Source organism: Streptomyces sp. F001, from assembly GCF_004187715.1.
GTDB lineage: Bacteria > Actinomycetota > Actinomycetes > Streptomycetales > Streptomycetaceae > Streptomyces > Streptomyces flavusporus.
Genome location: NZ_QZWF01000006.1, coordinates 361,043 through 379,905 on the forward strand (window position 1 = coordinate 361,043; position 18,863 = coordinate 379,905).

Annotated in this window: 18 protein-coding genes and 3 pseudogenes; 11 read left to right on the plus strand and 10 right to left on the minus strand. The window is 70.7% G+C overall.

From position 1 onward, the window contains the following. Positions 1-52: 52 nt before the first annotated feature. The gene (locus tag StrepF001_RS24505) at positions 53-964 is read left to right on the plus strand and encodes an ABC transporter ATP-binding protein (RefSeq protein WP_129800403.1); all 912 of its coding nucleotides are present in this window, start codon (positions 53-55) and stop codon (positions 962-964) included. Next, on the plus strand, positions 957-1,628 hold the full coding sequence (locus StrepF001_RS24510; protein ID WP_129800361.1) for an ATP-binding cassette domain-containing protein: 672 nt from the start codon (positions 957-959) through the stop codon (positions 1,626-1,628). Before StrepF001_RS24505 ends, StrepF001_RS24510 begins: the two co-directional genes overlap by 8 nt. Positions 1,629-1,836: 208 nt before the next feature. Here the strand turns inward: StrepF001_RS24510 and StrepF001_RS24515 are convergent, their stop codons facing one another. Continuing rightward, a complete protein-coding gene (locus tag StrepF001_RS24515) occupies positions 1,837-2,448 on the minus strand; it encodes a TetR/AcrR family transcriptional regulator (RefSeq protein ID WP_129800362.1) in 612 nt (203 codons plus the stop codon). Between the two features lie 155 nt (positions 2,449-2,603). Between StrepF001_RS24515 and StrepF001_RS24520 the strand changes: the two genes are divergently transcribed. Next, positions 2,604-3,182, plus strand: a complete 579-nt coding sequence (locus StrepF001_RS24520) for an ester cyclase (RefSeq protein ID WP_240797657.1) — start codon at positions 2,604-2,606, stop codon at positions 3,180-3,182. 283 nt (positions 3,183-3,465) lie between these two features. After that, complete coding sequence (locus StrepF001_RS24525; protein WP_129800363.1) at positions 3,466-4,128, plus strand: hypothetical protein; 663 nt, start codon at positions 3,466-3,468, stop codon at positions 4,126-4,128. Between the two features lie 28 nt (positions 4,129-4,156). Here StrepF001_RS24525 and StrepF001_RS24530 read toward each other — a convergent pair whose 3' ends face one another. The 9 genes and pseudogenes from StrepF001_RS24530 to StrepF001_RS24570 form a co-directional block, all read right to left on the minus strand. Further along, positions 4,157-5,701: an NCS1 family nucleobase:cation symporter-1 gene (locus StrepF001_RS24530; RefSeq protein ID WP_129800364.1), complete on the minus strand. Its 1,545-nt coding sequence runs from the start codon at positions 5,699-5,701 to the stop codon at positions 4,157-4,159. A gap of 113 nt (positions 5,702-5,814) precedes the next feature. Beyond that, positions 5,815-6,837, minus strand: coding sequence for a TIGR03842 family LLM class F420-dependent oxidoreductase (locus tag StrepF001_RS24535; protein ID WP_129800405.1), 1,023 nt, complete (start codon positions 6,835-6,837; stop codon positions 5,815-5,817). A gap of 19 nt (positions 6,838-6,856) precedes the next feature. Then, a complete protein-coding gene (gene hydA, locus StrepF001_RS24540) occupies positions 6,857-8,257 on the minus strand; it encodes a dihydropyrimidinase (protein WP_129800365.1) in 1,401 nt (466 codons plus the stop codon). 79 nt (positions 8,258-8,336) lie between these two features. Then, the gene (locus StrepF001_RS24545) at positions 8,337-9,179 is read right to left on the minus strand and encodes a nitrilase-related carbon-nitrogen hydrolase (protein WP_129800366.1); all 843 of its coding nucleotides are present in this window, start codon (positions 9,177-9,179) and stop codon (positions 8,337-8,339) included. 204 nt (positions 9,180-9,383) lie between these two features. Further along, a complete protein-coding gene (locus tag StrepF001_RS24550; RefSeq protein ID WP_129800367.1) occupies positions 9,384-10,961 on the minus strand; it encodes a PucR family transcriptional regulator in 1,578 nt (525 codons plus the stop codon). A 27-nt stretch (positions 10,962-10,988) separates the two neighbouring features. Then, positions 10,989-12,275, minus strand: coding sequence for an aspartate aminotransferase family protein (locus StrepF001_RS24555; RefSeq protein WP_129800368.1), 1,287 nt, complete (start codon positions 12,273-12,275; stop codon positions 10,989-10,991). After that, positions 12,272-13,114, minus strand: a complete 843-nt coding sequence (locus StrepF001_RS24560) for a nitrilase-related carbon-nitrogen hydrolase (RefSeq protein WP_129800369.1) — start codon at positions 13,112-13,114, stop codon at positions 12,272-12,274. Before StrepF001_RS24560 ends, StrepF001_RS24555 begins: the two co-directional genes overlap by 4 nt. 158 nt (positions 13,115-13,272) lie before the next feature. Continuing rightward, positions 13,273-14,871: pseudogene (locus StrepF001_RS24565) on the minus strand (hypothetical protein); the annotation flags it as partial. A 173-nt stretch (positions 14,872-15,044) separates the two neighbouring features. Then, positions 15,045-15,296: a helix-turn-helix transcriptional regulator gene (locus tag StrepF001_RS24570; protein WP_129800370.1), complete on the minus strand. Its 252-nt coding sequence runs from the start codon at positions 15,294-15,296 to the stop codon at positions 15,045-15,047. A gap of 32 nt (positions 15,297-15,328) precedes the next feature. Here StrepF001_RS24570 and map point away from each other — a divergent pair, with 32 nt between their 5' ends. The 7 genes and pseudogenes from map to StrepF001_RS48260 all read left to right on the plus strand — a co-directional run bounded on the left by map (position 15,329) and on the right by StrepF001_RS48260 (position 18,862). Next, entirely contained in the window at positions 15,329-16,099 is a 771-nt protein-coding gene (map, locus tag StrepF001_RS24575; protein WP_129800371.1) for a type I methionyl aminopeptidase, read from the plus strand. 420 nt (positions 16,100-16,519) lie between these two features. After that, positions 16,520-16,762, plus strand: a pseudogene (locus tag StrepF001_RS48235) (Clp protease N-terminal domain-containing protein); the annotation flags it as partial. A 40-nt stretch (positions 16,763-16,802) separates the two neighbouring features. Beyond that, a complete protein-coding gene (locus tag StrepF001_RS48240; protein ID WP_240797658.1) occupies positions 16,803-17,204 on the plus strand; it encodes a hypothetical protein in 402 nt (133 codons plus the stop codon). 103 nt (positions 17,205-17,307) lie between these two features. Beyond that, positions 17,308-17,694, plus strand: coding sequence for a hypothetical protein (locus StrepF001_RS48245; RefSeq protein WP_240797659.1), 387 nt, complete (start codon positions 17,308-17,310; stop codon positions 17,692-17,694). Beyond that, positions 17,670-17,728: pseudogene (locus StrepF001_RS48250) on the plus strand (hypothetical protein); the annotation flags it as partial. The gene StrepF001_RS48245 and the pseudogene StrepF001_RS48250, both read left to right, overlap by 25 nt. A 239-nt stretch (positions 17,729-17,967) precedes the next feature. Beyond that, positions 17,968-18,738, plus strand: coding sequence for an AAA family ATPase (locus StrepF001_RS48255; protein WP_240797660.1), 771 nt, complete (start codon positions 17,968-17,970; stop codon positions 18,736-18,738). Then, complete coding sequence (locus StrepF001_RS48260) at positions 18,722-18,862, plus strand: hypothetical protein (RefSeq protein WP_240797669.1); 141 nt, start codon at positions 18,722-18,724, stop codon at positions 18,860-18,862. Before StrepF001_RS48255 ends, StrepF001_RS48260 begins: the two co-directional genes overlap by 17 nt. The last annotated feature ends 1 nt before the right edge of the window (position 18,863 follow it).

Sequence of the window (18,863 nt, forward strand, 5' to 3'; positions counted from 1 at the left end):
GGTCGACCGGCCTCCCCTGTTGTCGGTACGCGGCCTGTCGGTGCGCTTCCTCATGCCCGGCGGACGCCGCATCGCCGCCGTCACCGACGCGCACTTCGACGTGGCGGCCGGCGAGTGCCTGGCCCTGATCGGCGAGAGCGGCTGCGGCAAGTCCGTCCTCGCCTCCGCCCTCCTCGGCCTGCTCCCCGCCAACGCCCAGACCGCGGGCGAGGCCCGTCTCGGCGAGCTCGAGCTGCTCTCCGCCGACGAACGGACCCTCGCCCGCACCGTACGGGGCCGCCGGATCGGCCTCATACCGCAGAGCCCCGCCGCACATCTCACCCCCGTCCGCACCATCCGCTCCCAGCTGGAGGAGACGGTCGCCGCACTGACCGGTGTACGGGGCCGCACGGCCGTGCGTGCCGCTGCCGAAGCGGCCGCCGAACGCACGGCGTTCCCCTCGGACCACCTGGACCGCCATCCCCACGAGCTCTCCGGCGGCCTCGCCCAGCGCGCCGCGACCGCCCTGGCCCTGGTCGGCAACGCGCCTCTCCTGCTGGCCGACGAACCGACCACCGGCCTCGACCGCAACCTCGTGGAGCACACAGTCGACGAACTGCGGCGCCACATCGACGACGCCGACCGTGCCTTGCTGATGATCACCCACGACCTGTCCGCCGCCGAGCGCATCGCCGACCGCGTCGCCGTCATGTACGCCGGCCGCATCGTCGAACTCTCCGACGCGGCAGCCTTCTTCGGCAGCCCCGGCCCGCGCCACCCCTACAGCCGAGGACTCCTCCAAGCCCTCCCCGACCGCGCCTTCACCCCCATCGCCGGCATGCCACCAGAACTCGGCGACCTCCCCGACGGCTGCGCCTTCGCGCCGCGCTGCGACCGGGCCACCGACACCTGCGCCGGCTCGCCCCGTATGACCGAGACGGTCTCCTGCCACCACCCGCACATCCCGGAGGACGCCCGTGCTTGAACTGCACGCCATCACCGCCGGATACGACAGACACGCACCCGTCGTACGGGACGCCTCCCTGACCATCGCCCCCGGCGAAGCCGTCGGCCTGCTCGGCCCCAGCGGCTGCGGCAAATCCACCCTCGCCCGCGTCGCCGCCCTCCTGCACCGCCCCGACTCCGGAACCGTCGTCCTCGACGGCACATCTGTACGCCGTTGGCGCCACCGCGCGCCGCGCGAACTGCGGACCGCCTTCGGCGTCGTCTTCCAGCAACCGCGCCTCTCCTCAGACCCGCGGCTACGGCTGACCGACCTGATCGCTGAACCGCTGCTTGCCACCGGCCGACGTCAGGAATCGGCCGAACGCGTGGCAGAACTGGCCACAACCGTCGGCCTGACCTCCGACCTGCTGGCCAGACGCCCCCACGAGGTCAGCGACGGCCAACTCCAGCGCGCCTGCCTCGCCCGTGCCTTGGCGCTGCGCCCGCGCTGGCTGATCTGCGACGAGATGACCGCCATGCTCGACGCCTCCACCACCGCCGCTCTCGTCGCGGTCGTCGAGGACTACCGCCACACCACCGGTGCTGGGCTGCTCGCCATCGGCCACGACCGCACCCTCCTGCAGCGCTGGTGCGACCGCACGGTCCACTGGGACACGCTCCGCAGCAGACCGTGCCTCACCTGACAGGCGCGCATCCGGGAACGGCAAGGCCCGCACAGCAGTAGTGGGGCACATGAGTTCGCCGCCGCGATGGTCAGAGGGGTGCGACCTGCTCGGGCCGCACTCCTGGCGCGCCCTCACCCTGCGGCAGCCGGCTGGGACCTGACGCGGTTGCGAGCGCGCTGCGCTGCGGTGCCGGGAGGTGTTCGAGGCGCCTGAGAAGTGGCCGATCTCAGTGCAGTGTGGCGACGGCCGTGCGGTAGAGGACCTCCTCGGTGCGGTCCCACGACCAGCCGTTCTCGACCACCAGCGTGCGCCAGCCGGTGGGGCCGAACCAGAACCACAGCAAGTCTGCTGTCTCCTCCACCGAGTAGACGGGCGGTGGGGTCAATGTGTGCAGGTGGCGGGCTGCGGCGTGCAGTGCGTCCCGGTACGCCGCGGTGGAGCGTTCCCAGAGAGCCTCGCCCTTCTCATGGGCGGGCAGCGCCTTGCGGATCGCCTCGTGCACGGCGAACTGGCCTTCGTTGCCCCTGCGTGTGCCACGAGCGAGTGCTTTCAGGACCGCCTCCGGGGTCCGCGGGGCGAGCAGCTCCTTCATGGCCTGCTCGTAACCGGAGGCGTTCACGCCCTGGTCGACGATCCGGTCCAGAATGTCACCCTTGCTCCCCACGCTCGCGAAGACGGTCTTCGAGGAGACGCCGGCCGCCGAAGCGATGTCCGCGACGGTCACCCGCCCGTATCCGCGGTCGGCGAACAGTTCGGTGGCCCGCTGAAGGATCAGTGCGCGCGTCCGCGCGGCTGCCTGCTCGCGCAACGGAGAGGCGTAGGGGCGCTGAGAGGACATGAGGCCATCCTAACCAGCGCGAGCTCACAGCTGCTCTAATCATTAGGTACTGTGTGAAGCCAATTCTCGCTCGACGATCACCCTCGGCGCGGCTGCGGCCCCATGCCCATCGGCCGAGCCGACCTCGAAGAGCGGATCCCACCGTCGCGAGAGGCATGAACGCAATGGGAACGGACGCCACGGAGCTGGCCCATGGACTCTTCCGGATCCTCGAGACGGGTGATCCGGCACTGGCTGTCGATGTGGTCGGCGAGGACTTCCACAACCGCGAAGCGGTCGTATCACCCCCGGCCTGTTCGCTCCCCGGGCCGACAGCGGTTCTCGCCTCGAGTGCATGGTTGCGGTTCGCCTTCACCGACTTGCGCCTCCCCGTGATCGGTGTCGTCGGCAACGATGACCAGGTCTGGGTCCGGCTGCGCATGCAGGGCCGCCACACCGGCCCGTTCGTCCGCTTCCGCGACGGCGCCCTCGACCAGGCCATACCCCCCACGGGGCGCGAAATCGACATCGAACAGATCCATGTGCTCGACATCCGTGACGGCAAGGTGGTCGGACACGAAGCGGTGCGCGACGACCTCACGATGCTGGGCCGGCTCGGCGTCTTTCCTCCCGCCCCCGCTACCGCGCTGAGCATGCTCGCCTGGCGGGTGACCGGACGGGCCGCTCGTGCGGCCGCCCACGTCACGGCAGAGGCGGCCGAAGCGGCTGCCCTGCTGCGGGACAATCGGAGCTGAGCCGTCGAGGCGAGGATCTGACGGATCGGCACGCCGTCCGGCGGGCGGGCCTTGCCAGGGTGAGCCGCTGCGGCCGGCGCGCCGAAGCGCACACCGCAGCCGAGTCGGCGTGGAGGTCACCAAGTGACGGACATAACGGGACACTCAACGCATCAGCGCTACAGGCGAGTTACCGCGCAGGCACGGAGCGAGTTGGCACTTTCGCCTCACAGGGACTCGTGTGACACTGGCGTCCCGTCCGCTGTGCGGACCCCTCCGCACCGTCCCCCACGAGAAGTGCGCCGTGCGTTCTCTTCCTCTGCCGCTCGCTCTCACCGCGCGCCTGACTCCGGTCGCCGTGCTCGCCTGTGCGGGCTGGGCCCTCAGTTCGGGCCCGGACTCGTCGGCGCCGGCCGCCCAGGACCGGGCGACCGGCAAGACCGGGACCCAGTCCGCCTCCGCGCCGTCCACGACCGCCGCGCCGAAGACGTACACCTCCGCCCCGGCGCCCTGCACCAGCCTGGCCAAGAAGACGATCACGTCGCTGGTGCCGGATGCCAAGGCGGCCGGGAAGGAGATCGCCTCGACGGACAAGTCGGTCCGCCGCACCTGCTCGTGGAACGCGCTCAGTGGCTACGACTACCGCTGGCTCGACGTCTCCTTCGAGATCAGCGGCTCCGACGACGACGCGGCGAAGAAGTACAAGGAGCGGGTCAAGGAGAAGAGCGGCGGCGGCGAGGTGCCCGGCCTCGGCGACGCGGCCTACTCCGTCGTGAACCTCACCACCGAGGACGACCAGAAGACGCGCGAGGGTGTGGTGCTGGTGCGCGCCGCCAACGCGCTGCTGGTCATCACGTACAACGGCTCCGACTTCGAGTCGAAGGAGGCGCCCAGCACGGACGAGATCAACAAGGGCGCCATCAAGGCCGCCAAAGAGGCGGTGGCGGCCCTGGAGGACGGCCGGTAGAGCCGGCCGCCCTCCGAGAGGCGAGGCCTCAGGAAGCGGTCCGCTCCCGTGGCAGCATCAGCGCGACGTACAACAGCAGCGAGGCGGCCAGCCCCACCGCCCAGCCGTAGTCGGCGAGCGGCTTGAGGAACGGGATCAGCCCGTCGGCCGGGAACGGACCCGACTTCGTGCCGTCCGCGCCCACGGTCGAGTACGAGCCGCCGACGGCCAGGACACCGCCGACCACGAAGGCCACGATGGCCCGCCAGTTCCAGCCGGCGGAGTACCAGTAGCGCCCACCGGGCGTGTACAGGTCCGCCAGGTGCAGGACCGTACGGCGGACGATCCAGTAGTCGGCGATGAGGATGCCCGCGACCGTGCCGAGCAGACCGCCGACCACACCGAGCCAGGTGAAGATGTAGAACTCGGGCGTGGAGATCAGCTTCCACGGGAAGATCAGGATGCCGACGACGCCCGTGATGAGCGCGCCCGTACGGAAGTTGATGAACTTCGGCGCGAGGTTGGCCAGGTCGTACGCGGGCGAGACCACGTTCGCCGCGATGTTCACGGAAATGGTGGCGACCAGCACCGTGATGAGCGCGAAGAGCAGACCGAAGACGTTGTCCGCCTTGGCCGCGAGGGTGACCGGGTCCCAGATCGCCTCGCCGTAGACGACCTCGGAGCCGGAGGTGACCAGTACGGCGAGGATCGCGAAGAGGGTCATCGTGGTGGGCAGGCCCAGGGACTGGCCCCAGGTCTGGGCGCGCTGGCTGGCGCCGAAGCGGGTGAAGTCGGGGATGTTGAGGGACAGGGTGGCCCAGAAGCCGATCATGCCCATCAGGGACGGGAAGAAGACCGGCCAGAAGTCCGCGCCCCAGCCGAGCTTGGAGGGCTGCGACAGCAACTCGCCGAATCCGTCGGCCTGGACGGCGATCCAGATCAGCAGCACGAAGGCGCCGACGATGACGAAGGGCGCGGCCCAGTTCTCGAAGTGGCGCAGGAAGTCCATACCGCGGTGGATGATGGCGATCTGCACGGCCCAGAAGAGGAGGAAACAGAGCCACAGCGGCCATGGGTTGCCGGCGATCTGCCCGGCCTTCTCCCACTCACCGCCGGTGAGCTTGGAGCCCAGTGCGAAGATGCCGCTGCCGCCGATCCAGGTCTGGATACCGAACCAGCCGCAGGCCACGGCCGCACGGATCAGCGCCGGTATGTTGGCGCCGCGCAGCCCGAAGGAGGCCCGGGCGAGGACCGGGAACGGAATGCCGTACTTGGGGCCGGCGTGGCCCGTGGCCAGCATCGGCAGCAGCACGATGACGTTGGCGAGAGCGATGGTGAAGACCGCCTGCTTCCAGTCCATGCCGAGTGCGACCAGGCCGGAGGCCAGGGTCCAGCTGGGGATGCAGTGGGCCATGGAGATCCACAGCGCCGCGAAGTTGTACGTCGTCCACGTGCGCTCGGCGACCGGGACGGGACGCAGGTCCTCGTTGGCGAAGGGGCTGTTGGCGGGGTAGGCCTCGGGGGCGAGCTCTGTCCGGCCGTCGGCGTCGACGGTCTGGGCGGCGGGCGACCCCGTGGGGACTGTTTCGGTCATGGGCAGGCCAATCGACAAAGGGGGACAGGAGAGGCCGTGCGGGGCGGGCCTTGGGCCCCTCCCCGGGGAGGTGGGGAGGGGAGACAAGGTGGGGGTGGGTCGGGTCCGGGCGATCAGGCGGCGTTGACCGCGGGGATGATCCGCGCGCCGTACGCGTCGATCACCGTTTCCTGCGCGTCGTGCATGTCGTACACCGCGAACTGGTCGACGCCCAGTTCGCGCAGGGCGTTCAGCTTCTCGATGTGCTTCTCGACCGGTCCGATGATGCAGAACCGGTCGACGATCTCGTCCGGCACGAACCGGGTGTCCGGGTTGCCGCTGCGCCCGTGGTGCGAGTAGTCGTAACCCTCGCGGGCCTTGATGTAGTCGGTGAGTTCGTCCGGTACGGCGGCGGAATGCTCGCCGTACTTGGCGACCAGGTCGGCGACATGGTTGCCGACCATCCCGCCGAACCAGCGGCACTGCTCACGCGCGTGGGCGAGCGCCTCGGGCGAGTCGTCCTCGGTGACGTAGGCGGGCGCGGCGACGCAGATCGTCACCTCGGACGGATCGCGTCCGGCGGCGACGGCCGCGTCCTTGACCGCCTTGACCATGTACTCGGTGAGATAGAGGTCGGCGAGCTGCAGGATGAACCCGTCGGCCTCCTCGCCGGTCAGCTTCAGGGCCTTGGGGCCGTACGCGGCCATCCAGACGGGGAGCTGGGCGCCGGGTTCGATCCACGGGAACCGGATCACCGTGCCGCCGAGGTCGGCGTCTCCGCCGCTGCCCAGCGCGCGGATCACCTTCATCGCCTCGCTGATCCGGGCCAGGGTGTTGGGCTTGCGGCCGGCCACGCGCATGGCGGAGTCGCCGCGGCCGATGCCGCAGACGGTGCGGTTGCCGAACATGTCGTTGAGGGTGGCGAAGGTGGAGGCGGTGACCTCCCAGGTGCGGGTGCCCGGGTTGGTGACCATGGGCCCGACCTTCAACGTGCTGGTGTTGGCCAGGATCTGACTGTAGATCACGAACGGTTCCTGCCAGAGCACGGCGGAGTCGAAGGTCCAGCCGTGCGTGAAGCCGTTGCGTTCGGCGCGCTTCATCAGGGAGACGACCCGTGAGGCGGGCGGGTCGGTCTGCAGGACGAGTCCAAAATCCATGGCGTCCATCGCCCCCTTCCTAGTTGAGGTACTGACAGGTGGAGCGGGGGATGTGGACGCCGTGCCCGGCGTGCCCGGTGTACTCCCGCTCGGTGATGACGGGTTCGCCGCGCGAGAGGACGGTCTCGACACGGCCGGTGACGCGTTTGCCCTCGTACGCCGAGTAGTCGACGTTCATGTGGTGCGTGTCGGCCGACATGACCTGCTCGGCGTGCGGGTCGTAGATGACGACGTCGGCGTCGGCGCCCGGGGCGATGGTGCCCTTCTTCGGGTACATGCCGAACATCCGGGCCGGTGTGGCGCAGGCGATCTCGATCCAGCGGCGGCGCGAGATGTGCCCGTCGACGACGGCCTGGTGGAGCAGGTCCATACGGTTCTCCACGCCCGGCAGCCCGTTGGGGATCTTGGAGAAGTCGCCGCGGCCCAGCTCCTTCTGGCCGGTGAAGCAGAAGGGGCAGTGGTCGGTGGAGACGACCTGGAGGTCGTTGGTCCTGAGCCCCTTCCACAACTGCGCCTGGTGTTCGCGCGGCCGCAAAGGAGTGCTGCACACGTACTTCGCGCCCTCGAAGTCGGGTTCTGCGAGGTTGTCGGTCGACAGGAACAGATACTGCGGGCAGGTCTCACCGAAGACGTTGAGCCCCTCGTCGCGTGCCCTGGCCAGCTCGGCGACTGCCTCCGTCGCCGAGACGTGCACGACGTACAGGGGCGCCCCGGCGACCTGTGCGAGCCGGATGGCGCGATGGGTGGCCTCGGCCTCCAGCAACGCCTTCCGCACTTCTCCGTGGTAGCGGGGATCCGTCTCCCCGCGGGCCAGTGCCTGCTCGACCAGGACATCGATCGCGATGCCGTTCTCCGCGTGCATCATGATCAGCCCGCCGTTCTCGGCGGAGCGCTGCATGGCACGCAGAATCTGGCCGTCGTCGCTGTAGAAGACGCCCGGATACGCCATGAACTGCTTGAAGGAGGTCACTCCCTCCTCCACGAGCAGGTCCATCTCCTTGAGCGTCTCCTGGTTCACATCGGAGACGATCATGTGGAAGCCGTAGTCGATGGCACAGTTGCCCTCGGCCTTGGCGTGCCAGGCATCCAGGCCCTCGCGCAGGGTGTGGCCGACGCTCTGCACGGCGAAGTCGACGATCGTGGTCGTGCCGCCCCAGGCGGCGGCCCGGGTGCCGGTCTCGAAGGTGTCGGAGGCGGAGGTACCGCCGAACGGCAGCTCCATGTGGGTGTGGGCATCGACGCCGCCCGGGATGACGTACTTCCCGGCGGCGTCGATGACCCGCTCGGCCGTCCAGGCCTCGGCGGCCGGGGTGCCGGAGGCGGCGAGGGCGGCGATACGGCCGTCCTCGATCAGGACGTCGGCGTGGATCTCGTCGGACGCGGTGACAACTAGGCCGCCGCGGATCACTGTACGGCTCATCGGTCGCTCCTCGCGGTGTGAATCTGCCGGTCGTGTGTGGCTGGTCGCGCAGTTCCCCGCACCCCTAGGGCGCTGCCCCTCAGGGCGCCGTCAGTGGCGAGTACGCCCCCGGCGCCCTGTCCCTGTAGAACTGCCAGCGGTCCCTGACCTCTCGCAGCTTCGCCATGTCCAGGTCCCTCACGATCAGTTCGGTCTCCTTGTCGCTCGCGACCTCGCCGACGAACTGTGCCTCCGGGTCGACGAAGTACGACGTCCCGTAGAAGTCGTTGTCGCCGTACTCCTCGACCCCGACCCGGTTGATCGCGCCGACGAAGTACTCGTTGGCGACGGCGGCCGCCGGCTGTTCCAGCTGCCACAGGTAGCCGGAGAGTCCGCGCGAGGTGGCCGACGGGTTGAAGACGATCTCGGCGCCCGCGAGGCCGAGCGCGCGCCAGCCCTCCGGGAAGTGACGGTCGTAGCAGATGTAGACGCCGATCTTTCCGACCGCGGTGTCGAAAACCGGCCAGCCGCTGTTCCCGGGCCGGAAGTAGAACTTCTCCCAGAAACCCTTCACCTGCGGAATGTGGGTCTTGCGGTACTTGCCGAGGTACGAGCCGTCCGCGTCGATCACGGCCGCGGTGTTGTAGAGGACGCCGGGCTGCTCCTCCTCGTACATCGGCAGGACGAGAACGATGCCCAGTTCCCGGGCCAGCGCCTGGAAGCGCCGGACGATGGGGCCCTCGGGGATCTGCTCGGCGTACTCGTAGAAGGCCGGGTCCTGGACCTGACAGAAGTACGGCCCGTAGAACAGCTCCTGGAAGCACAGGACCTGAGCACCCTGCGCGGCGGCGTCGCGCACGGCCTGCTCGTGCACCTGGATCATCGACTCCTTGTCGCCGGTCCAGGCGGTCTGGAAGACGGCGGCGCGGATCACTCTGCTCATCGGGACCTCCGGTAGCTCGGTGTGCGGTGAGCCTAGGAAGTCGGGTGGTCCTCTTTGAGTTGCATCGTGTCACGTCTGCGGGCACCCGGCGTGCCACGGTGTCATCCCGAGGTGAGCCCATGTTTCACCGCCGTTTTCCCAGGTCGTACCGTGTTTCCCCGCTGTTTCGCAGTGCTGTGTCCACCCCTGTTGCGCATCGCCCGGTCACCCCTGTTGCGCGTCGTGCGCGAGGAGCGCGATGTGCACCGAGGCCGCCTGCTCGAAGTCGTCCAGGTCGACGCGCAGCCGGGCCTGTATCGCCTCCAGGCGGCGGTAGAGCGCCGGCCGGGAGACGTGGTGGAGCTGGGCGGTGCGGGACTTGTTGCGGCCGGTGGCGAGATACGTCCGCAGCACCGCCAGCAGATCCTCCTCGCCGCCGCACAGCAGCCCGTCCAGCTCCCGTTCCGCGAAGGACTGCACATGCGGATCGTCCCGCAGCAGCCGGATCAGTCCCCGCAGATGTACGTCCCTCAGGCGTACGACGGCCGGGAGGTCGAGGGCGGCGGAGGAGTCGGCCACGGCGTCGGCGACATGCCGCGCCTCGCGCAGGCCCGCGGGCACGTCGTCCCAGGCGGTGCGGGCATCGGCTGCGGCCACTGTGGTCGAGGCCGCCCCGGACTCCGAGCGCAGCCGGGCCGCGAAGTGCGCCGTGAGCGCCTCCGTGTCCTGGTCCCGGGCGAGGCTCAGCAGCACGGCGGTGGCTCCGTCGGCGAGCTCGGCGACGAGCCCGGCCATCCCCAGCAGGCGCAGCACCCGGTCCAGCTGGGCGGCGTCGCCGTCGCGTACGACGAGGGGCACGAAGGTGCGCCGGTTGACCGGCAGTCCGGCGGCACGCGCGCGTGGCAGCAGCTGCCGGGCCGGTACGACCCCGCTGACCAGGTCGGTCAGCAGGCTCTGCGCGGACTGCTCCTCCCAGGAGCCGCCCGCGTTGCCGCCGAGCATGCGGTGCAGGACGAGGGCCTCGGCGGCGCGGTCGGCGAGCAGCCGCCCGGTCGCGGTGTCGCCGCGGTAGCCGCACAGCACGATCCGGCCCCAGCGTTCCCCGCGTCCGCCCAGCTCGGCGCGGATCCATCCGTCGCCCTCGCGGCCGCCGGCCTGCCGGGAGATCCGCTCCCAGTCGCGCAGCACGTCGTCCACCGCCGACCGCTCCCCCGCCGTGGCCAGGACGCGGTGGGCGAGGTTGGTGACGACGACCGGGCAGGCGCTGTGCTGGGCGACCTCGTCGAGCAGCCGTTGCAGCGGGGCTCCTGCGGTGATCAGTCCGGTGAGCGCGGTCCGTACCGCCTCCGACAGGCTGACGGCGGCGAACTTCCGCCGGACCAGCCGGGACTGGACCTCCTCGGTCAGCTCGGCGAAGGGGAAGGGCCGGTGCAGCACCACCATCGGCAGCCCGCAGCGCTCGGCCGCGCGCCGCATGACGTCCGGCGGTGCCGGGAAGGCACGGCCGAGTCCGAGGACGACGGCTGCGGCCTCCGCGCGGTGCAGTGAGTGGATGTACTCGGCCTGCTTGGTGACGTCGCCGGCGAGCAGCACCCCGGTGGTGAGCACCATCTCCCCGCCGCTGAGCATGACCCCGACGTCCGCGGCCTCGGCGACATGCACCCAGCGCACGGGCCGGTCGAGCTGCCCGGCGCCGGCCACCACCTCGGGCTCCCCTGCGAGCACCCGTTCCAGGGCGAGGACCTGGCGGACCGACAGGGCCGACTCCAGCGAGCCGATGGACCCCGAGGTGGTGGTGGACATGGCGGTGTTCCCTTGTTCGGCCTGGTGCTAGCTGATGCTCCTCAGAGCGCGTTCGAGGATCGCGGCGCCCTCCTCGGCCTCCGCGACGGTCAGGGACAGCGGCGGGGCGATACGCAGGGCGCTGGTGTTGTGACCGCCGCCCTTGCCGATGAGCAGCCCGGACGCGCGGGCCGCCTCCAGCACGGCGGACGCGGCCTGCGGGTCGGCCTCGTCCGTCCCGGGCCGCACGATCTCGATGCCGATCATCAGTCCGCGCCCGCGTACCTCCCGGACGGCCGGTACCTGCGCGGCGACCGCCCGCAGCCGTTCGATGAGCAGCCCGCCGACCCGCCGGGCGTTGCCCTGGAGGTCGTGTTCCAGCAGGTACATGAGGTTGGCGAGGCCGGCCGCCATGGTGATCTGGGTGCCGCCGAAGGTCGAGATGCTGTTGGCGTCCAGGCAGTTCATGATCTCGGCGCGGGCGACGACCCCGCCGATGGACATGCCGTTGCCGATGCCCTTGGCGAAGGTGACCATGTCCGGCGGGCCACTGCGGTCGTGTGCCTGCCAGCCCCAGAAGTGCTCGCCGGTGCGGCCCCAGCCGGTCTGCACCTCGTCGGCGATCCAGAGGATGCCGCGCTCGTTCAGGACCTCGCGGAAGGCCGCGTACAGACCGTCCGGCGGTGAGGTGAAGCCGCCGACGCCCTGGATGGGCTCGGCGATCAGGGCGGCGGGCGGGCGGGTGTGCCCGAGCAGGTCCTTCAGGTCCTCGACGCAGGCCGCGATGAACTCGGCGTCGCTGAGCGAGGCGTACGGGCCGCGCGTGCGGATGCCGCCGTGGACGTACAGCGTCTGCAGCGGGGACAGCGAGGTCGGCGACCAGCCGCGGTTGCCGGTGATGCCGACGGCGCTGAAGGAGCGGCCGTGGTAACTGTTGCGCATGGCGAGGACGGTGTTGCTGCGGCGACAGGTGGTGGCCAGCAGCAGGGCGGTGTCGTTGGCCTCCGTGCCGGAGGTGGTGAAGAAGACACGGGCATCCGGGATGCCGCTCAACTGGGCGATGCGCTCGGCGAGTTCGACCATCGGCCGGTTGAGGTAGAGCGTGGAGGAGTGGATGATGCGCCCGGCCTGCTCGTTCACCGCCTTGGTGACCTCGGGCAGGGCGTGCGCGGTCATGGTGGTGAGGATGCCGCCGAAGAAGTCGAGATACTTGTTTCCGGCGGCGTCCCAGACGTGCCGGCCCTCGCCGTGGGTGATCTCGATCGGGTCGTCGTAGTAGAGGGCGAGCCAGTCGGGCAGCACGGCCCGGTGGCGGCCCAGCAGGTCCTTGGTCACGGCTGTACCAGCCCTTCGTAGGCGTCGGGGCGGCGGTCGCGGTAGAAGGCCCACTGCTGCCGCACCTCTTCGATGACGTCGAAGTCGAGGTCACGGACGAGGAGTTCCTCGCTCTTGTCGCCGGCGACCTCCCCCACGAACTGCCCTCGCGGGTCGACGAAGTAGCTCGTGCCGTAGAAGTCGTTGTCGCCGTACTCCTCGACACCGACCCGGTTGATGGCGGCGATGAAGTACTCGTTGGCGACGGCGGCGGCAGGCTGCTCCAGCCGCCACAGGTAGGCCGACAGACCGCGGTGCGTGGCGGACGGGTTGTACACCAACTGGGCGCCGTTTAGCCCGAGTTGCCGCCAGCCCTCCGGGAAGTGGCGGTCGTAGCAGATGTAGACGCCGACCTTGCCGACAGCGGTGTCGAAGACGGGCCAGCCGAGGTTTCCGGGCTTGAAGTAGTACTTCTCCCAGAAACCCTTCACCTGCGGGATGTGGTGCTTGCGGTACTTGCCGAGGTACGAGCCGTCCGCGTCGATCACCGCCGCGGTGTTGTAGTAGAAACCGGACTGCTCGACCTCGAAGACCGGCACGACGATCACCATGCCGGTCTCGCGCGCGAGTTCCTGCATACGACGCACGGTCGGCCCGTCGGGCACCGGCTCGGCCCACCGGTAGTGCTCCGGCTCCTGGACCTGACAGAAGTAGGGGCTGTTGAAGACTTCCTGGAACCCGATGATCTTGGCGCCCTGCCGGGCTGCCTCGCGGGCGTGCTCCTCGTGTTTCGCCACCATGGACTCGGTGTCGCCGGTCCAGGCGGCCTGGACCAGAGCGGCACGGACGACGTTCGCCATGAGCTGCTCCTTCGACGGGACGTCAGCGCCTCTACGCCCGTAGACGCAGGCCGTAGAGGCACGAACGTATGCCTCGGTGAAGGCCTTGCCAAGACCATCGTCGTCAACCCCGCGGAGTCGGTCGCGTTTCGCACTCCTGTGGGTGATCGACAGGGTTCTCAGGAGGTGAGCCCGGCCACCCGGAGGGCGTGCACGAGATCCCAGTGCCGGTCGTCGGAGACGCCCTGCGCGGCCTCCAGCAGGAGCGGTACGAGGGTCTGCGGGTCCGGCTCGGCGCTGCGGGCCGCCTCCTCGGGGGTGCGGACGCGGACGTAGGCGTCGAGCAGCGCACGGACCTCGCGGCGGCGGCCCTCGATGGCCAGGGCGAGCACGGACCGGCCGATCTCGGCGGCGGGCCGGGCCACACCCTGCCGGAGCATCTGCTCCCCGTCGGCGGTCCGACCCGCCGCCGCCAGTGCGTCGGCGGCGGCGACGAGCCGGTCGGCGGGCAGTGAGGCGGCCTCCCACAGCAGCGTCGCCCAGTCGGCGCCGAGCCCGGCGCGCTCCATCTCGGCGGCGAGCAGCGGGAAGCGCGCGGCGGGCCAGTACGCGGCCTCGACCAGCAGGACGTGCGCCTCACCGCTGCGCCCCTCGCCGCGCAGCCGCACCAGCGTCTCGACGATCCCGGTGGTCTCCCGCCGCGCCGCCGCGTCCAGCGGTTCGGCCTGCGGCTGCAACCGCTCGGCCGGCTCGGCGGCGGCACCCGCGAAGCGGGCTCCGCGCGGGGTACGACCGGAAGCGGCGGCCGGCGCGGGTGCCTCCGGCGGTACGACGGAGGGAGTGGCCTCTTCCTCGGCCATGCCGGCGAAGCGCGCGCTGCCACGGCGGCGTTTGCGCTGCTTGGGGGGGGGGGGGGTCAGGCGGCGGGGGCGGCGGCGGGTGGTGGGGTCTGTCGAAGGGGTGGGCTGCGGGCTGGACGGAATGCGGGGCAGCGACGCCGGGGCGAAGCCGGTGGGCTGGGCAGACGGGCGGGGGCCGGGTGGCCGGAGACGGAGTGCGGGCCGGGTGGCCGGAGACGGAGTGCGGGCCGGGTGGCCGGAGACGGAGTGCGGGCCGGGTGGCCGGAGACGGAGTGCGGGGCCGGGTGGCCGGAGCGGAGTGCGGGACGGGTGGCCGGAGGCGGAGTGCGGGACGAGGCCGGCTGCGGCGGGTCGGGGTCTGGGAGCCGTACGGGTCGCTCCCGGCGTGCAGCACAGGGCCCTCCCCTGCGTTCCGCGGCCGGATCGCCTGCCCCCCGTGCACCTGACCGCCCACCGCCCGTCGCTCCAACTCCTCCATACGGGACCGGAGTTCGGCACACCGTGCGGTCGCGCGTTCATGGTCGTCGCGGGCCCAGGCGAGGTCCAGGCGGATGGCGTCGGCGTCCTGCCGGGTGGTGGCGGTATGGAGCAACCGCCCCAGTTCGGCGATCCGTTCGGCGGCGTAGCGCTGCTCGCGGAGCATGACGTCGAGCCGGTCCCCGAGGGCGTCCCGGCCGCCGAGCGTGGCGTCGTACGCGAGGAGTGCGGCGGCGTGCAAGGAGCGGGCCTGCTCCTTCTCCGGGCCGGCAACGCCGGGGCCGTACTCCGCGGCGAGGTCCTGCAGCAACGCCTCCACGACGTCCCATGGCGGCACTTCACGCCCGTCGAGGCAGGCCCGCATACCCTCGGGGTCGCGCTGCCAGAACACGGCACACCACCCGCCGCCCTGATCCAGGCGAGCCACCAGGCCGTCCAGATAGTTCACGAACTCCCGTATCTGACCGGGGAGTTGATCCACTGCCATCGCTCAACCCCCGCAAGACCGGAGCACTCCGGTTCCGTAGACAACACCAGCCGTGTTACAGGCTCGCTACGGGGAGTTTTCAGAGGGGACGCGGAAGCCTCAGATCATCCGGACCCCGCCAGTGACATCACGCCACTGCCGGTGCACACGCTCCGGCCAGTTCGTCCATCGACAGACCCAGGGCCCCGGCCAGCGCAGCCACCGTGAAGAAGGCCGGTGTCGGGGCACGGCCGGTCTCGATCTTGCGGAGCGTCTCCGCGGAGATGCCCGCGTGCGCCGCCACGTCCGCCATGCTGCGGCCGCCGCGGGCCTCACGCAGCAGCCGTCCGAGCCGCTCGCCGCGTTCGCGTTCTTCCGGGGTCAACGGGGTGCGTACCATGCCGTCATTCTAATACCGGTATAGTAATTGGCATGGTTGAGCTGAAGACGGACACATCGATCGACGCCATGCACGAGGCGGGCCGGATCGTCGGGCGGGCACTGACCGCCGTACGGGCGGCTGCGGACGTCGGCGTCTCTCTGCTGGAGCTGGACGAGGTGGCCCGCGAGGTGCTGCGCGAGGCCGGGGCGGCCTCCCCCTTCCTCGGTTACCGCCCTTCGTTCGCACCCACACCCTTTCCCGCCGTCATCTGCGCCTCGGTGAACGACGCGATCGTGCACGGCATCCCGACCCGCCACCGCCTGCGCGACGGCGACCTGGTCTCCATCGACTGCGGCGCCGAACTGAACGGCTGGGCCGGCGACTCGGCGATCAGCTTTGTCGTGGGCACGCCCCGCGCGGCCGACCTACGACTGATCGACACCGCCGAGAGGGCCCTGAACGCCGGCATCGAGGCGGCGGTCGTCGGCAACCGCATCGGCGACATCGCCCACGCCATCGGCTCGGTGTGCCGCGCGGCCGGCTACGGCATCCCGGACGGCTTCGGCGGCCACGGCATCGGCCGCCGCATGCACGAGGACCCCCCGGTCCCGAACGAGGGCCGCCCCGGCCGCGGCCTCCCCCTGCGCCACGGCATGGTCCTGGCCATCGAGCCGATGCTGATCGCCGGCGGCAAGGACGACTACCACGCGGCCCCCGACGGCTGGACCCTCCGCACCAACGACGGCTCCCGCGCGGCCCACGCGGAACACACGGTGGCGATCACGGAGACAGGCCCCCGCATCCTGACGGCAAGGAATTAACGCCCTCAGGGGTACGTCCCCCAGGGGCGCGGGGAACTGCGCGACAAACTCCCGCCAACCGCACCCGCCCGACAATCACCGCCCTCCCGGACCGCACGCGCCCGAACATGCCGCCCACCCCCGATCGTGCCAGGGTGTTAGAAGCGCCCCACGCATAGCCGCGCAGCGCAAGGGCACTCGTGCACCCCGGCATGTCGATCAGCGAAACGGAACTGAGATGACCAGCGGCTTCCCCGGCCCCGAGGCTTCGACTCAGACCCCTTCGGCGAGTTCCTGGCCCGCTTCTTCGGCGGCCCGCGCCCCGGCCCCCGCCAGATCAACATCGGCCAGCTGCTCAGCCAGCCGGCCAGGGAACTCGTACGCGGCGCCGCCCAGTACGCCGCCGAGCACGGCAGCCGTGATCTGGACACCCAGCACCTGCTGCGGGCCGCCCTCGCCACCGAACCGACCCGCAGCCTGCTCAGCCGGGCCGGCGCGGACCCCGACTCGCTGGCGACGGAGATCGACGAGCGGTCGGGCCCGGTCCAGCACCCGCAGGGCGAGGCTCCGCCGCCGACGTCGTTCTCCCTCACGCCGGCCGCCAAGCGGGCCCTGCTGGACGCGCACGACCTGGCCCGGGCGCGCGGCACCGGTTACATCGGCCCGGAGCACGTGCTCAGCGCCCTCGCCGCGAACCCCGACTCGGCCGCCGGGCACATCCTCAATGCGGCCCGTTTCGCCCCTCCGGCCTGCCGCCCGAAACCCCCGACGCCACCCAGCCACGCCCCGGCACCGACCAACGGCCGCGCGTCGACACGGGCACCCCACGCTCGACAAGTACGGCCGCGACCTCACCGACCTCGCCCGCCAGGGCCGTATCGACCCGGTGATCGGGCGGGAGGAGGAGATCGAGCAGACCGTCGAGGTGCTTTCCCGGCGCGGCAAGAACAACCCGGTGCTGATCGGCGACGCGGGCGTCGGCAAGACCGCGATCGTGGAGGGCCTGGCCCAGCGGATCGCCGACGGCGACGTGCCCGACGTGCTCAGTGGCCGCCGGGTCTTCGCGCTGGACCTGGCCGGTGTGGTCGCCGGCACCCGCTACCGGGGGACTTCGAGGAGCGGCTGAACAACATCGTCGGCGAGATCCGCACGCATTCGGACCAACTGATCGTCTTCATCGACGAGTTGCACACCGTCGTGGGCGCCGGAGCGGCGGCGAAGGCGGGTCCATGGACGCCGGCAACATCCTCAAGCCGGCCCTGGCCCGCGGCGAACTGCACATCGTCGGCGCGACCACGCTGGAGGAGTTCCGCCGGATCGAGAAGGACGCGGCGCTGGCCCGCCGCTTCCAGCCGATCATGGTGCCCGAGCCGACCACCGCGGACGCGATCGAGATCCTGCGCGGTCTGCGCGATCGTTACGAGGCCCACCACCAGGTCCGCTACAGCGACGAGGCGCTCGTCGCCGCCGTGGAGCTGTCCGACCGCTATCTCACCGACCGCCGGCTGCCGGACAAGGCGATCGACCTGATCGACCAGGCCGGTGCCCGGTACGGCTGCGCGCCCGGACGAAGGGCACGGACGTACGGACCATGGAGCGCGAGGTCGAGCAGCTGACCCGGGACAAGGACCAGGCGGTCGCCGACGAACAGTACGAGCAGGCGACGCAACTGCGCGACCGTATCGTCGAGTTGAAGCAGCGCATCGCGGAGGCCAGCGGCGAGGAGGAGGTCGACGAGGGCCAGCATCTGGAGGTCACCGCGGAAGCGATCGCGGAGGTCGTCTCACGGCAGACCGGCATCCCGGTGAGCAGCCTCACCGAGGAGGAGAAGGACCGGCTGCTCGCCTGGAGGAGCACCTGCACGAGCGGGTCGTCGCCAGGACGAGGCGGTGCGCGTCGTCTCCGACGCCGTGCTGCGCTCCCGGGCCGGACTCTCCAGCCCCGACCGGCCGATCGGCAGCTTCCTCTTCCTCGGCCCGACCGGCGTCGGCAAGACCGAACTGGCCCGGGCGCTGGCCGAAGCGTTGTTCGGCAGCGAGGAGCGCATGGTCCGCCTGGACATGAGCGAGTACCAGGAAAGGCACACCGTCAGCCGTCTGATCGGCGCCCCGCCCGGCTACGTCGGGCACGAGGAGGCCGGTCAGCTCACCGAGGTCGTCCGCCGGCACCCGTACTCGCTGCTTCTCCTGGACGAGGTGGAGAAGGCGCACCCGGACGTCTTCAACATCCTCCTGCAGGTCCTCGACGACGGCCGGCTGACCGACGCCCAGGGCCGCACCGTCGACTTCACCAACACGGTCATCGTGATGACCAGCAACCTCGGCTCCGAGGCGATCTCCCGGGCGGGGCCGGCATCGGCTTCGGAAAGGGCGACGCCGAGGCCGACGAGGAGGCGCGACAGGAGCAGATCCTGCGGCCGCCGCCAGCACTTCCGGCCCGAGTTCCTCAACCGCATCGACGAGATCGTCGTCTTCCGCCAGCTGACCCACGAGCAGTTGGAACGGATCACCAACCTGCTGCTGACAAGACCCGCCGCCTGCTGCGGCCCAGGGCGTCTCTCGGTCGACTTCACCGACGCGGCCGTCGACTGGCTCTCCGAGCGCGTACCAGCCCGAGTACGGCGCCCGCCCGCTGCGCCGCACGATCCAGAGGGAGGTTGACAACCAGCTCTCACGGATGCTTCTGGACGGCCGTGTCAGCGAGGGCGGCCGGGTGACCGTGGACATGGAGGACGGGCGGCTCGCCTTCCGTACGGAGGACTTGCCGCCCGCTCCCGAGCTGTGAA